Origin of the sequence: Streptomyces sp. NPDC052114 (assembly GCF_040680155.1) — a bacterium.
Classification (GTDB): Bacteria; Actinomycetota; Actinomycetes; order Streptomycetales; family Streptomycetaceae; genus Streptomyces.
In genome coordinates this window covers 62,730-77,043 of the sequence record NZ_JBFAWC010000030.1, presented here as the reverse complement: position 1 = coordinate 77,043, position 14,314 = coordinate 62,730, and the positions used below count along the sequence as shown (strand labels likewise).

The window sequence follows — 14,314 nt, the reverse complement described above, 5'->3', positions numbered from 1 at the left end:
GGCGTTGACTTTTGGCACGCTGTTGAGTTCTCAAGGAACGGACGCTTCCTTTGTACTCACCCTCTCGGGCTTTCCTCCGGGCGCTTCCCTTCGGTATTTCGTGTTTCCAACCCTACCAGATCCGTTTTCCGTTCCGTTCCCGGTTCGGATTTCATTTCCGGTGGCCGTTGGAGGGCCTTTGCCTTTCGGCTGCTCCGACTTTATCAGGTCTCATTCGACTCTCTGACCACAGTCACCGCAGACATGCGGAACCGGACCCAGAGATAGGATCTGATCTGAAGGATGCCGCCGGAGACCGGACGCTGTTCTGCGTCCCACGGCCTCAAGCGGAAGACCGACTCTACATCGGGTCCCCGGCGGGCGCAAATCGTTTGTGCACTGTCTCTACGTCCGCCAACCGGGACCTCTCGTGCGGAACCGGGACTTCTTATGACTTACCCTTCTGAACAGTGCGCCGTCCAGGACAGGCAGTGACGGCGACCCTGAATCTCCACCCCCTGGGAGGCTTGCCATGACCAGCGTTTCGTCCCCGCTTGCAGGACGCGCCATTGGGCTCTCTGCTGTACCCGATCCCGTGTTCTCCGGCGCGATGGTCGGGCCTGGCACGGCCATCGATCCTGTGCGTGAGGCCTCCGAGGCCGTCTCTCCCGTGGACGGCATCGTCGTCTCTCTGCACCCCCACGCCTTCGTGGTGGTCGACGATCAGGGTCACGGCGTGCTGACGCACCTCGGCATCGACACCGTTCAGCTCAACGGCGAGGGCTTCGAGCTGCTCGTCAACAAGGGCGACACCGTACAGCGCGGCCAGGCCGTCGTGCGCTGGGACCCGGCCGCCGTCGAGGCCGCCGGCAAGTCCCCGGTGTGCCCGATCGTGGCGCTCGAGGCCACGGCCGAGTCCCTCTCCGACCTCGTAGAGGCGGGCGACGTGAAGGCCGGCGACGCTCTCTTCAGCTGGCAGTGACGTCATCGCCGTCGCTGACGGCAGGCAGGACAACCACCGCGGCGGCTGGGCCCGTCGCACTATCGGAGACGGGTGAAATGGAGACAACGCTGCGAGGCGTCGGCGTGAGCCACGGTGTGGCGATCGGCGAGGTTCGGCACATGGGAACGGCGGTGCTCGAGCCGCCGGCCAAGCAGATTCCCGCGGAGGAGGCCGAGCGCGAACAGGGGCGCGCTCGCCAGGCCGTGGAAGCTGTGGCGGCCGACCTGATTGCACGCGGCAATCTGGCCGGCGGCGAGGCCCAGGCGGTGCTCGAGGCGCAGGCCATGATCGCCCAGGACCCGGAGCTCATGTCCGACGTCGACCGTCGCGTGACGGTCGGCAGCACGGCCGAGCGCGCCGTCTACGACGCGTTCTCCCACTACCGCGAACTGCTGGCCGGTGCCGGTGAGTACATGGCGGGCCGGGTGGCTGACCTCGACGACGTGCGGAACCGCATCGTCGCGCGGCTGCTGGGCGTTCCGATGCCGGGTGTGCCGGACAGCGACCAGCCGTACGTCCTGATCGCGCGGGACCTCGCGCCCGCGGACACCGCGCTGCTCGACCCGGCTCTGGTGCTCGGCTTCGTCACCGAAGAGGGCGGGCCCACCAGCCACAGCGCGATCCTCGCGCGTGCGCTCGGGGTACCGGCCGTCGTCGCGCTCCCGGGTGCCGGTGAGCTCGCCGAGGGCACGGTCGTCGCCGTCGACGGCAGCACCGGTGAGATCTTCGTGGACCCGAGTGCGGAGAAGCGGGAGCAGCTCGAGGCCGCCGCCGCCGAGCGCAAGGCCGCGCTCGCCGCGTCGACCGGGCCGGGCGCCACGTCCGACGGGCACAAGGTGCCGCTGCTCGCCAACGTCGGCGGTCCCGCCGATGTGCCGGCGGCCGTCGAGGCGGGTGCCGAGGGTGTCGGCCTGTTCCGCACCGAGTTCCTGTTCCTGGACGACAGCACGAAGGCGCCGTCCGAGGAGAAGCAGGTCGAGGCGTACCGCAAGGTGCTGGAGGCCTTCCCCGAGGGCCGTGTCGTCGTGCGTGTGCTGGATGCCGGCGCCGACAAGCCGCTGGACTTCCTGACCCCGGCCGACGAGCCGAACCCGGCGCTCGGCGTGCGTGGGCTGCGGTCGCTGCTCGACCACCCCGAGGTGCTGCGGACGCAGCTGACCGCGCTGGCCAAGGCCGCCGAGGGGCTGCCCGTGTACCTCGAGGTCATGGCGCCGATGGTCGCGGACCGCACCGACGCCAAGGCGTTCGCGGACGCGTGCCGCGAGGCGGGGCTGCAGGCGAAGTTCGGCGCGATGGTGGAGATCCCGTCGGCCGCGCTGCGGGCGCGCTCGATCCTCCAGGAGGTCGAGTTCCTGTCCCTTGGCACCAACGACCTGGCGCAGTACGCGTTCGCCGCCGACCGTCAGGTGGGCGCCGTGTCCCGGCTCCAGGACCCGTGGCAGCCCGCGCTGCTCGACCTGGTCGCGCTGTCCGCCGAGGCGGCGAAGGCCGAGGGCAAGAGCTGTGGCGTCTGCGGTGAGGCCGCGTCGGATCCGCTGCTGGCCTGTGTGCTGACCGGTCTGGGTGTCACCTCTCTCTCGATGGGTTCGGCGTCCATTCCTTACGTGCGTGCGACGCTCGGCAAGTACACGCTGGCGCAGTGCGAGCGTGCCGCTTCGGCGGCGCGTGCCGCGGACACCGCCGAGGAGGCCCGCAAGGCCGCTCAGGCGGTGCTGTCCGGCGAGTAGCCGTACGGTTCCGTTGTCTCCGAGGGGCGTCCCACCGATGTGGTGGGGCGCCCCTAGGGCGTTCAGTGGGTGTGGCCTCCTTCGGGCTCGTCGGCTTCGAGGTCGGGTGCGGCGCAGTAGTCGACACCGGATTCGGGGGCGACCAGTTCGCCCGAGACGGCGTCCGTGCAGTACGCGTCGAAGACCTCGGCCGCGGTGAGGGGGCGGAGCCGTCCGCCGCTCATGCGCCAGCCGTGGACGCGGTCGCGGGTGCCGGTGGCGCTGGAGCGCAGGACCATGCCGGCCGCGCGACGGGTGGCGATGCCGACCGCGAGGACCGTGGTGAACTCCAGGGCCTCGCTCTCCTCGAGGCGGGCGCGACCGTCGGCCTCGACCTCGACGTGCAGGGCGGCGAGGAGGGTGTCGGCGTCGGAGGGCACGCTGCAGACCAGGTGCCGGGTGCCGGGGCCGGAGGTGTCGAGGGCGCGGGTGATCAGGGCGGAGGCGCGGGCGAACGCGGCGCGTCCGATGTCCTCGCCGCAGGTCGCGCAGGTGCCGGAGCGGGCGAGCACCATCGTCGCGTACTCCCAGGTGGCCTGGCGGACCGCTTCGTCGACGAGGTCGGGGACGAGGTCGGCGAGGGGCTGGCCCTCGTACGGGACGGTGGGGCCGTCCGAGGCGAGTACGGAGGTGAAGCGTGTGCGGCTGTCAGGGGTGTCCGGCTCCAGGCCCGTCTCGGCGCAGTACTCCGCGAACTCCTCGGGGTCGAAGAGGGCAACGGTGGTGTGTCCGCCTTGGGAGGCCAGGGTTCTGAGCAGGTCCTCGACCTGCTGGAGGTAGGTCTCGTGGTCGTCGAAGGTGAAGGTGCGGTAGCGGCGCATCGCCGCGAAGTCCTCCTGGTCGGCCAACAGGCCGATGGTCCCGGCGACTTCGCGGCGCAGTGCGCGTCGCATCGTGTCGTTGCGGCTGTGCGCCATGGTTCCCCCTGCATTCGGTCGATCAATGCTCACTCACAGTAACGAGAGGCACTGACAACGACCGCTGAGCCGGGAGAACGCCGGGGGTCAGGCGCGCTTGCGGGCCAGGTCCTCGTAGAACTCGAGGAGGTCGAGGTTGTCGACCGAGCCCGGATTGACCGCCTTGTCCATGGGGGTGCCCTGGAGGAGGCGCTTGACGGGGACCTCGATGCGCTTGCCGGTGAGAGTGTGTGGGATGCCGGCGACTTCGATGACCTCGTCGGGGACGTGGCGGGGCGAGAGCTGTTCGCGGATGGTCCGCTTGATGCGGTCGCGCAGGCCGTCGTCGAGAGTGGCGCCCTCGGCGAGGTGGACGAAGAGCGGCATCCAGTAGCCGCCGTCCGGCTGTTCGACGCCGATGACGAGGGATTCGCGGATCTCGGGGAGTCGTTCGACGGCTTCGTAGATGTCGGCCGAGCCCATCCTGACGCCCTGGCGGTTGAGCGTGGAGTCCGAGCGGCCGTGGATGACGACCGAGCCGCGTGAGGTGAGCGTGATCCAGTCGCCGTGCCGCCAGACTCCGGGATAGGTGTCGAAGTAGCTGTCGTGGTAGCGGGTGCCGTCCGGGTCGTTCCAGAAGTGGATGGGCATGGAGGGCATGGGGTTGGTGACGACCAGTTCGCCGACCTCGTCGGTCAGCGGCTGGCCCTGGGGGTCCCAGGACTGGAGGTCGGTGCCCAGGCAGGGGGCCTGGAGTTCACCGATGTGGACGGGGAGGGTGGGTACGGCCCCCGCGAAGCAGGAGCAGACGTCGGTGCCGCCGCTCACCGATGCCGTCCACAGGCCGCCGGGTGTGTCGGCGAACTCGTCGCGCAGCCAGCGAAAGCCGTCGGGGGGCAGCGGGGACCCGGTCGTGGCGACGCACTTGACGTTGGAGAGGTCGAAGTCGCGGGCGGGGTGGACGTCGGCCTTGCGGCAGGCCATGACGTACGCGGCCGAGGTGCCGAAGAGGGTGGCTCCGGTGCGTTCGGCGATGCGCCACTGGGCGCCGGTGTCGGGGTAGCCGGGGCTGCCGTCGTAGAGGACGATCGTGGTGCCCGTCAGGAGCCCGGAGACGAGGAAGTTCCACATCATCCAGCCGGTCGACGTGTACCAGAAGAAGCGGTCGTCGGGGCCGAGGTCGCAGTGCAGGCCGAGCTGCTTGAGGTGCTCGACGAGGATGCCGCCCTGGGACTGGACGATCGCCTTGGGCAGGCCGGTGGTGCCGGACGAGTACAGCACCCACAGGGGGTGGTCGAAGGGGACGGCTTCGTAGGTGGGTGCCACGTCCGCCGCGGTGAGGGCGGACCATTCCAGGGCGCCTTCGGGGGCGTCGGTTCCGAGGAGCGGGATGTGGACGACCGCGCGCAGGCTCGGCAGTTCGGAGCGGAGTTCGGCGACGGTGTCGCGGCGGTCGTGTTCCTTGCCGCCGTAGCGGTAGCCGTCGACGGTGAACAGGACGACCGGCTCGACCTGCTGGAAGCGGTCCAGGACGCTGCGGGCGCCGAAGTCGGGTGCGCAGGAGGTCCACACGGCGCCGACGGCGGCGGTGGCGAGGAGGGCGACGACGGCCTGCGGGATGTTCGGCAGGTATCCGCTGACGCGGTCTCCGGGACGTACACCCAGAGCGCGCAGTTCCGCCGTGAGGGAGCCCACCTGGCGGCGGAGTTCGGCCCAGGTGACCGGTTGCGGGTCGTGGCTCTCGTCGACGTGGAGGAGCGCGGGGGTGTCCGCGCGCGTGGGGTCATCGGCGGCGCGCAGTGCGTGCTCGGCGTAGTTGAGGGTCGCTCCGGGGAACCATTCGGCGCCCGGCATGGCTCGGTCGCCCAGTACGCGCGCGTAGGGGGTGGTGAAGCGGACGTCGAACCAGTCGGTGACGGCCTTCCAGAACGTTTCGAGCTCGGTGACCGACCAGCGGTGCAGCGCTTCGTAGCCCCCGTCGGCCGGCGCTCCGTGGTGCTCGGCGGCCCAGGCCTGGAACCGCGTGACCTGTGCGTCCGCGATCCTCTCCGGGCTCGGCTGCCAGAGCGGCGCAGGGTTCGCTGAGGACGTCATGGGGCGGCTCCCGGACTGTACGCGTCGTATGCGTGTGGAGTGCGCACGGGCTGGGTGTGCGCGTGAACACGGATGAAGGGGACGATGCCACGTGATCGACTTCCGCACCAGGGTGTGCCCCACACAGTCGGCCCTGTGGTCATGTGCCGTAGCTCCAGGTGAACGGCAGTTGAACGGAGCACACGTGTGGCTTCTTCGATGGCAGGGTGAGCAGCATGAACGGTCGTGACCTGGTGCGTTCGGTGAAGGCGGTCGGCTCGGCGCAGGGGTTGCGCACGGTGCGCTCCTCGTGGCGCAGGTGGCGGGCCGACGCGACGGGGCTGGCTCCCCGGGGTGCGGAGCGCGCGCGGGTGCCCGGTGGTGTGACGGGGGTGGAGCCGGAGCCCGGCGGTGGTGTGGTGCGGTTCGCCCGTTCCGAGCTGCGGGTGCGGGTGACGGCCGGCGGTGCCGTGTTCTGGGGCTGGGACGGTGCGCGGCCGGAGCCTTCGTACGCGCTGTCGTGCGGGAGCCCGGAGCCGGACCCCCGGGCCGTCCTGGAGCCCGACAAGGAGGGCGGCTGGCGGGTGGTGTCGGAGCGCGCGACGCTCGTCGTGTCGCGGTACGGGGCCGTCGAGTTGCGTACGCCCGGCGGTGTGATGCTGCGGCGCGATCTTCCCCCGCGCTGGTGGGAGCCGGTCGAGGGCGGTGAGGCGCGCTGGGTGCAGCGGTCGGAGGTCGCGGCGGACGCTCGGTTCTTCGGCCTGGGCGGACGGGCGTGTGGGCCGCGGCTGCGGGACGGGACGTACCGGCTGTGGAACACCGATCCGGGTGGGTCCTTCGGGCCGGGGGACGATCCGCTGTACATCACGATGCCGGTGCAGATGGTGGTGGCCGACGTCGGCGCGCATCTGATCTTCCACGACAACACGTGGGAGGGGTCGGTCCGGGTGCACGAGGGCGAGGAGGGGGCCGGGTCCGGGCACGACCGGCCGGGGTCGTGCGAGGTGCGGATGGACGGCGGTCCGCTGCGGTGCTGGGCGATGGTGGGCACTCCCGCGCGCGTGCTGCACACCTGGGCGTCGTTGACGGGGCCTCCGGCGCTGCCGCCGTCGTGGGCGCTGGGGCACCATCACGCGCGGTGGGGCTTCGGCAGTGAGCAGGAGGTGCGGCGGATCGTCGCGGGCTATCAGGAGCACGGGCTGCCGCTGGACGCGGTGCATCTGGACATCGATCACTATGACGCGCATCAGGTGTTCACCGTCGACAAGGAGCGCTTCCCCAAACTGCCCCAGTTCGCGGACGAGTTGCGCAGGGACGGGATCCGGCTGGTGTCGATCGTCGATCCCGCGGTGAAGGCCGAGCCCGGCGTCGAGGTGTACGACGGCGGGGTGGCGGCCGACGCGTTCGTGCGGGACGCGGCGGGGCGGCCGGTGCGTGGTGTCGTGTGGCCCGGTGAGGCGGTGTATCCGGATTTCACCGACCCGCGCGCGCGGGAGTGGTGGGGCCGGCTGTACGGGGAGCGTCTCGACCAGGGGTTCGCGGGGTTCTGGCACGACATGAACGAGCCGGTGTCGTTCGCGACGTTCGGGGAGGCGACGCTGCCGCGTTCGGCGCGGCACTGTCTGGAGGGGCGCGGCGGGGACCACCGGGAGGCGCACAACGTGTACGGCCTGGAGATGGCCCGTGCCGGCTACGAGGGTCTGCGTGAACTGCACCCCGAAGAGCGGCCCTTCTTGTTCTCGCGTTCCGGATGGGCGGGAATGCAGCGCTACGGAGGGACGTGGTCCGGCGATGTGTCCACGGGCTGGCCGGGGCTGCGGGCGTCGCTGGCGCTGGTGCTGGGCCTCGGGCTGTGCGGGGTGCCGTACTCGGGCCCCGATGTGGGCGGGTTCGACGGCAGCCCTTCGCCGGAGCTGTATCTGCGGTGGTTCCAACTGGGTTCGTATCTGCCGCTGTTCCGTACGCACGCGGCGATCGACGCGGGGCGGCGCGAGCCCTGGGAGTTCGGGGACGAGGTACTGGGGCACGCGCGCGTGGCGCTCCTGGAGCGCAGGCGGCTGCTGCCGTACTTCGTGACGCTCGCGCATCTCGCGCGGCGTACGGGTGCTCCTTATGTGCGTCCCTTGTGGTGGGGCAGCCCGGAGGACCGGGCGCTGCGGGACTGCGAGGACGCGTTCCTGCTCGGGGACTCCTTGTTGGTGGCGCCGGTCCTGGAGAGCGGTGCGGTGCGGCGGTCGGTGCGGCTGCCGCGGGGGCGCTGGTACGACACGGCGACCGGGAAGGCGTACACGGGGGCAGGGAGGGTCCTGGTGGACGCTCCCCTGTCGCGGGTCCCGGTGCTGGCGCGGGCGGGCACGGTGCTGCCCGTGAGGGGGCGCGACGGTGGCATCGAGCTGGAGGCGTGGGCTCCCGCCGAGGGGCGTACGGGAGGCGGTCTCGTGATCGCCGACGCGGGTGACGGGTGGGAGGAGGCCGCGTTGGAGCGGTACACGACGCGCTGGAGCGAGGGGCGCGTGGTCGTCGAGCGGGACGGCGAGGAAGGACCCGCACCGGGGCGGCCGGTGCGGGTGAGGGGGTTGGACGGCCGGGGTCAGTGCTGACCTCCGGCCGAGCGGACCGGGGCAGCGCTCCGCGACCGGGCTGTCGAGGTCAGTAGCGGCCTTCGAACCACGCGCGTGCCGCGATCGTGTGCAGGGGGAAGGCGAGTTCCTCCGGGCGGCGCAGCAGGTGCCGTCCTTCGGTCTCGTCCGTGGGCTCGGACGGCGGCAGGTCGGCGGCCGGGCGTTCGGGGAGGAGGCCGAAGAGCAGGAGGTAGCCGTCGGGCGCGCTCATGGCGTCGGCCAGGCGCACGTCGCGGCTCTGCGCGCTGATGCCGGTCTCTTCCTTGAGTTCGCGTACGACGGCGTCGCGCCAGTCCTCCCGGTCGTCGATGAAGCCGCCGGGCAGGGCGACTCCCCCGCGCGCGGGAGGGATGGTTCGGGTGATGACGACCAGGCCGGTGCCCTGTGTGTCGTACACGGGCTGGAGGGCGACCGCCACGGGCAGCGGATTGCGGTAGGCGACGGCGTCGCAGGCGGCGCAGGTGCGGGGCCAGGCGGCCGACGGGCCTTCGTACGGCGCTCCGCAGCTCGAACAGTGCGAGCCAGGAACGGAGTTGGGGGATTGTGGAGATGCGGACACGCCGCGGACTGTATCCGATCGCCGACGCGTCGGTCTTTCGCGGGCGGGCATGATCCTGATAGACGCAGGGAACATGACAGGACTTCTCCCCGCCCTGCGGAAACTCGCCGTCGGTGCCGCCGCCCTGCTGGCCGTGGCCGCCGCCCCCTCCCCCGCGCACGCGAAGCCCGAGCCGAAGGCTCCCGAGGAGTTCGTGGCGCTGCGGGACGTCGACCCGACGATCATCCAGGAGATGCGCTATTTCACCCCGCACAACTTCGTGGGTGAGCGGGTCGACGGCTACAAGAAGCCGATGTGCATCCTGACCGAACCCGCGGCGAAGGCACTGCACAAGGCGCAGCGCGCGCTTCTGCGCAAGGGCTACTCCCTGAAGGTGTACGACTGCTATCGGCCGCAGCGGGCGGTGAACCACTTCGTGCGCTGGGCCGAGGATCTGGGCGATGAGCGCATGAAGGGCGAGTTCTATCCCCGTGTCGACAAGTCGCGGCTGTTCGCGGACGGCTACATCGCCGAGAAGTCCGGGCACAGCAGGGGCTCGACGGTGGATCTGACGGTGGTGCGGCTGCCGGCCGTGCCGACGCGGCCGTACGTCCCCGGGGAGCGGCTCACGCCGTGCTACGGGCCCAAGAGCGAGCGGTTCCCCGACAACACCGTGGACATGGGCACGGGGTTCGACTGTTTCGACACGTTGGCGCACACGGATGATCCCCGGGTGACGGGAGTGCAGCGGGCCAACCGGGATCTGCTGAGAGGCGTGCTCGCCAAGGAGGGCTTCGTCAATCTCCCCGAGGAGTGGTGGCACTTCACGCACAAGCCCGAGCTGTTCCCGGACACGTACTTCGACTTCCCCGTGTCGCGGCGTTCCCTGACGGGCCGGTAGGGCGGTGGAGCGTCCGGGACCACCCCCGTCGGCCCCGGACACTCTCTCCGATACTCGGACGCGACAGGGGGCCGTACGGTTCTCCGGCGCTCGCCCGTTCTGTGCCGCTCCTCCCCCTAACGAAATCCGGTTGCCCATGGCACACTTCTGACGTTCCGTCAGATACAGCACCTGGAGGAGCCGTGTCGCGTACGCGCACACCCGTAGTGGCCGATTGGTTCGCCGGAGAGGGTGAGGACTTCCGGCTGCTGGGCACGCGCTGCTCGGCGTGCACCGCCGTCTTCTTCCCCCGCGAGGACGCCTTCTGCCGCAATCCCGGCTGCGGGGGCGGCGAGCTGGTCGAGGTGCCGCTGTCGCGGCGCGGGCGCGTCTGGTCGTACACCGACGGGCGCTATCGACCGCCCGCGCCCTATGTGTCCGATCCGGAACTTCCCTGGCAGCCCTACACGTTGATCGCTGTGGAGCTGGCCGCGGAGCGCATGGTGGTGCTCGGCCAGTCGGTTCCGGGGGTCTCCGTCGCCGACCTGGAGGTCGGCATGGAGGTGGAGGTCGTCCCCGGGGTGCTCAACGAGGACGACGAGACGACCTGGACGACCTGGCACTGGCGTCCCGTGGGGGTGAGCGCATGAGCGGCGAGGTGGCGGTGCTGGGCGCGGGCATGCACCCCTGGGGCAAGTGGGGCCGCAGCTTCGTGGAGTACGGCGTGGCGGCGGCGCGCACGGCGCTCGCGGACGCCGGGGTCGACTGGCGCGAGGTCGGCTCGATCGTCGGCGCGGACACGGTCCGTGGCGGCTATCCCGGGTACGTGGCGGGAGGCACCTTCGCCAAGGCCCTCGGCTGGCAGGGCGCGCGGGTGGCGAGCGTCTACGCGGCGTGCGCGTCCGGCGCCCAGGCGATCGGGACGGCGCGTACACAGATCCTCGCGGGCATGGCCGACGTGGTCCTCGTGGTCGGCGCCGACGCCGCGCCCAAGGGCTTCTTCCGGCCCGCAGGCGGGGACCGGCACGACGACCCCGACTGGCTGCGGTTCCGCGTCCTGGGGGCGACCAACCCCGCGTACTTCGGGCTGTACGCCCGCCGCCGGATGGCCGTGCACGGCGACACCCTGGAGGACTTCGCCCAGGTCAAGGTGAAGAACGCGGCAGCGGGCGCCCTGAACGCGAACGCGCGCTACCGCAAGGCCGTCACCCCCGAGGAGGTCGCCGCGTCGGCCGTCGTGGCCGACCCGCTGCGACTCCTGGACATCTGCGCCACCTCGGACGGCGCGGCGGCCCTGGTGCTCTCCAGCATGGACTTCGCGCGCCGCCACGGAGCGCCCGACCCGGTACGCATCCGCGCGGTGTCCACCGTCACGCCGACGTATCCGGCCACGGCGCTCGACCTGCCGGACATCGCCACGGACTCGGCGGCGGCCGTGCCGCCCGCGGACGGGACGTTCCGCTCGTCCATCGCGCGAGCGGCGTACGAAGAAGCGGGCATCGGCCCCGAGGACCTGTCCCTGGCCGAGGTGTACGACCTGTCCACCTCCCTGGAGCTGCAGTGGTACGAGGACCTCGCGCTCTGCGGCGAGGGCGAGGGCGCGAAGCTGCTGCGCGAGGGCGCGACCGCGCCGGGCGGGCGGATACCGGTGAACCCCAGTGGCGGACTCGCCTCCTTCGGAGAGGCCGTGCCCGCCCAGGCGATCGCCCAAGTCTGCGAGCTCACCTGGCAGTTGAGGGGGACGGCAGGGGCGCGGCAGATCGAGGGGGCACGCGTGGGGATCACGGCGAACCAGGGGCTGTTCGGGCACGGTTCGTCGGTCGTGGCGGTCCGCTGAGGCCATCGCGGGCACTCCAGGGGGAAGCGCTCCCACCGGATAACCGTTGCCGTCCGCGACCTTGACGCTCCATCACCATCGGTGAACACTTCCGGGTGTCAGTCGGCGTCTTTGCACCGTTGGCTCCACGGCGCCCAGGGCCCCTGCGCGCGCCATGGGACGGCAGAAAAGGCCTGCTCGACGGGGCATCCCCCAGGGGCGATTCGACTGCGACGGCACGCTCGTCATGGATGCCGGGCGGGGCGCGGGAGACTCCCTGCCTCCGGCTGAGTCAGCCGGGCGTATCCAGGCAGTAGTCGTGGGAAACGCACCCTTCACGGAGTAGCCGGGGCGCACCGCCCCGGGCGAAGGCCTAGGAGCCGCCATGTACTCGAATGGGGACATCTTCGTCGGTGAAGTCATCGGCACCGCGATCCTGATTCTGCTCGGCGCCGGCGTGTGCGCCGCCGTCACTCTCAGCCATTCGAAGGCGAAGGCCTCCGGGTGGGTCGTCATCGCCTTCGGCTGGGGCTTCGGTGTGCTCGCGGGGGCCTACACCGCCGGTCCGCTCTCGGGAGGCCACCTCAATCCCGCCGTCACCCTGGGCATCGCCATCGACACCGGGAAATGGGACAAGGTCTGGATCTATCTGCTCGGGCAGATGGTCGGCGCGATGCTCGGCGCCGTCCTCGCGTACCTGGTGTACCTCGCGCAGTTCAACGCCAACGTCACGCGGGGCGCGAAGGGCGACTCGGAGGGCGTGCACCAGCCGACGCCGACGCTCGGCATCTTCTCCACCATCCCGGAGATCAGGAACCCGGTCGCGAACCTCATCACCGAGGCCATCGCGACGGTCGCGCTGGTGCTGCCGATCCTCGCGTTCGGACTCACCAAGGGGCTCGGCGAGTCCGGTACGCAGACGCTGATCGTGGCCTTCCTGGTCGTCGGCATCGGTCTCTCCCTGGGCGGGCCCACGGGCTACGCCATCAACCCGGCGCGCGACCTCGGTCCGCGCCTCGTGCACACGTTCCTGCCGATCCCCAACAAGGGCACGTCCGACTGGAGCTACGCCTGGATTCCGGTGGCCGGACCGCTGATCGGCGGAGCCCTCGCGGGGCTCATCTACAACGCAGCCTTCTGAGTCTTCTCATCAAGGGGTAGCCATGCCGGACAGCTCCGAGAAATTCGTCGCCGCCATCGACCAGGGCACGACGTCCAGCCGCTGCATCATCTTCAATCAGGACGGCGCGATCGTCGCCGTGGACCAGCGCGAGCACCGCCAGATCTTCCCCAAGCCCGGGTGGGTGGAGCACGACGCCACGGAGATCTGGTCCAAGGTGCAGGCGGTGGTCGCGGGGGCGCTCGCCAAGGCCGGGCTCCGGGCCGACCAGCTGAGCGCGCTGGGCATCACCAACCAGCGCGAGACCACGGTCCTGTGGGACCGCGCCACGGGCAAGCCCGTGCACAACGCGATCGTCTGGCAGGACACCCGCACCGCGGGCCTGTGCAACGACCTGGGCGGCGCGGACGGGCAGGACCGCTTCCGCGAGCAGACCGGGCTCCCGCTGGCGAGCTACTTCTCCGGCCCCAAGGCGGCCTGGCTGCTCGACAACGTCCCCGGGCTCAGGGCCCGCGCCGAGCGGGGCGAGATCGCCTTCGGCACCATCGACTCCTGGCTGATCTGGAACCTCACGGGCGGCACCGACGGCGGCCGGCACGTCACCGACGTCACCAACGCGGGCCGCACCATGCTGATGAACCTGGAGACCCTCCAGTGGGACGCCTCGATCCTGTCCGCGATGAACGTGCCCGAGGCGGTGCTGCCGGAGATCAGGTCGTCGGCCGAGGTGTACGGGACGGCCGTGGGCCAGCTCTCCGGAGTGCCCGTCGCCTCCGCGCTCGGCGACCAGCAGGCGGCCGTCTTCGGACAGGCCTGCTACGACACGGGGACGGCCAAGAACACCTACGGCACGGGCAGCTTCCTGCTCCTCAACACCGGTCACCGGCCCGTCCCCTCCAAGAGCGGCCTGCTCACGACGATGGGCTACAAGATCGGCTCCGAGGCGCCCGTGTACTGCCTGGAGGGGTCCATCGCGATCACCGGTGCGCTGGTGCAGTGGTTCCGCGACCAGCTCGGCATCATCCGCAGCGCCGATGAGATCGAGCCGCTCGCGGCGAGCGTGGACGACAACGGCGGCGCGTACATCGTGCCCGCGTTCTCCGGTCTGTTCGCGCCCTACTGGCGCTCCGACGCGCGCGGTGTCGTCACCGGCCTGACCCGCTACGTCACCAAGGCGCATCTCGCGCGCGCGGTCCTGGAGGCGACCAGCTGGCAGACCCGCGAGGTCGTGGACGCCATGTACCAGGACTCCGGGGTGCACATCACCACCCTCAAGGTGGACGGCGGCATGACCAAGAACAACCTGCTGATGCAGCACCAGGCGGACGTCCTCGGGGTGCCGGTGATCCGCCCGAAGGTCTCCGAGACGACCTGTCTGGGCGCGGCGTACGCGGCCGGACTCGCGACGGGCGTGTGGAACGACCTCGACGAGCTGAAGGCGCACTGGCAGCAGGACGTCGAGTGGTCGCCGCAGATGGACGCGGACACGCGCGAGAAGGAGTTCCACAACTGGCACAAGGCGGTGGATCGGAGCTTCGGCTGGCTGGAGGACGGCGAGGGCTAGCCGAGCGAGGCCGCGGCCCGTACCCCGGTCGGCGGGGGTACGGGCCGTGGGGTGCCCC

At 70.9% G+C, this 14,314-nt stretch carries 11 protein-coding genes; 8 read left to right on the top strand and 3 right to left on the bottom strand.

Going from position 1 to position 14,314, the window contains the following annotated elements; genetic code table 11:
* Nucleotides 1-511 precede the first annotated feature (511 nt).
* Both AB0L89_RS39110 and ptsP read left to right on the top strand, forming a co-directional pair.
* A complete protein-coding gene (locus AB0L89_RS39110; RefSeq protein ID WP_365152380.1) occupies nucleotides 512-961 on the top strand; it encodes a PTS glucose transporter subunit IIA in 450 nt (149 codons plus the stop codon).
* A 77-nt stretch (nucleotides 962-1,038) separates the two neighbouring features.
* Complete coding sequence (gene ptsP, locus AB0L89_RS39105; protein WP_365152378.1) at nucleotides 1,039-2,709, top strand: phosphoenolpyruvate--protein phosphotransferase; 1,671 nt, start codon at nucleotides 1,039-1,041, stop codon at nucleotides 2,707-2,709.
* A 62-nt stretch (nucleotides 2,710-2,771) separates the two neighbouring features.
* On the opposite strand, the gene AB0L89_RS39100 is transcribed toward ptsP, so the two are convergent.
* On the bottom strand, nucleotides 2,772-3,665 hold the full coding sequence (locus AB0L89_RS39100) for a hypothetical protein (protein WP_365152376.1): 894 nt from the start codon (nucleotides 3,663-3,665) through the stop codon (nucleotides 2,772-2,774).
* An 87-nt stretch (nucleotides 3,666-3,752) separates the two neighbouring features.
* The gene (locus AB0L89_RS39095) at nucleotides 3,753-5,738 is read right to left on the bottom strand and encodes an acetoacetate--CoA ligase (RefSeq protein WP_365152374.1); all 1,986 of its coding nucleotides are present in this window, start codon (nucleotides 5,736-5,738) and stop codon (nucleotides 3,753-3,755) included.
* A 215-nt stretch (nucleotides 5,739-5,953) separates the two neighbouring features.
* Here AB0L89_RS39095 and AB0L89_RS39090 point away from each other — a divergent pair, with 215 nt between their 5' ends.
* On the top strand, nucleotides 5,954-8,317 hold the full coding sequence (locus AB0L89_RS39090) for a glycoside hydrolase family 31 protein (RefSeq protein ID WP_365152372.1): 2,364 nt from the start codon (nucleotides 5,954-5,956) through the stop codon (nucleotides 8,315-8,317).
* Nucleotides 8,318-8,366: 49 nt separating this feature from the next.
* Here the strand turns inward: AB0L89_RS39090 and AB0L89_RS39085 are convergent, their stop codons facing one another.
* Complete coding sequence (locus AB0L89_RS39085; RefSeq protein ID WP_365152370.1) at nucleotides 8,367-8,897, bottom strand: NUDIX domain-containing protein; 531 nt, start codon at nucleotides 8,895-8,897, stop codon at nucleotides 8,367-8,369.
* A gap of 73 nt (nucleotides 8,898-8,970) precedes the next feature.
* On the opposite strand from AB0L89_RS39085, the gene AB0L89_RS39080 reads away from it, so the two are divergent.
* The 5 genes from AB0L89_RS39080 (at nucleotide 8,971) to glpK (ending at nucleotide 14,256) form a co-directional block, all read left to right on the top strand.
* Complete coding sequence (locus AB0L89_RS39080; protein WP_365152368.1) at nucleotides 8,971-9,777, top strand: M15 family metallopeptidase; 807 nt, start codon at nucleotides 8,971-8,973, stop codon at nucleotides 9,775-9,777.
* 182 nt (nucleotides 9,778-9,959) lie between these two features.
* Nucleotides 9,960-10,406, top strand: coding sequence for a zinc ribbon domain-containing protein (locus AB0L89_RS39075; RefSeq protein WP_365152366.1), 447 nt, complete (start codon nucleotides 9,960-9,962; stop codon nucleotides 10,404-10,406).
* Nucleotides 10,403-11,593, top strand: a complete 1,191-nt coding sequence (locus AB0L89_RS39070) for a lipid-transfer protein (RefSeq protein WP_365152364.1) — start codon at nucleotides 10,403-10,405, stop codon at nucleotides 11,591-11,593. The genes AB0L89_RS39075 and AB0L89_RS39070 overlap by 4 nt, the downstream gene beginning before the upstream one ends.
* 364 nt (nucleotides 11,594-11,957) lie before the next feature.
* Nucleotides 11,958-12,713 (top strand): MIP/aquaporin family protein, encoded by a 756-nt coding sequence (locus tag AB0L89_RS39065; RefSeq protein WP_055700988.1) that lies wholly within the window; start codon nucleotides 11,958-11,960, stop codon nucleotides 12,711-12,713.
* A gap of 22 nt (nucleotides 12,714-12,735) precedes the next feature.
* On the top strand, nucleotides 12,736-14,256 hold the full coding sequence (gene glpK, locus AB0L89_RS39060) for a glycerol kinase GlpK (RefSeq protein WP_365152362.1): 1,521 nt from the start codon (nucleotides 12,736-12,738) through the stop codon (nucleotides 14,254-14,256).
* The last annotated feature ends 58 nt before the right edge of the window (nucleotides 14,257-14,314 follow it).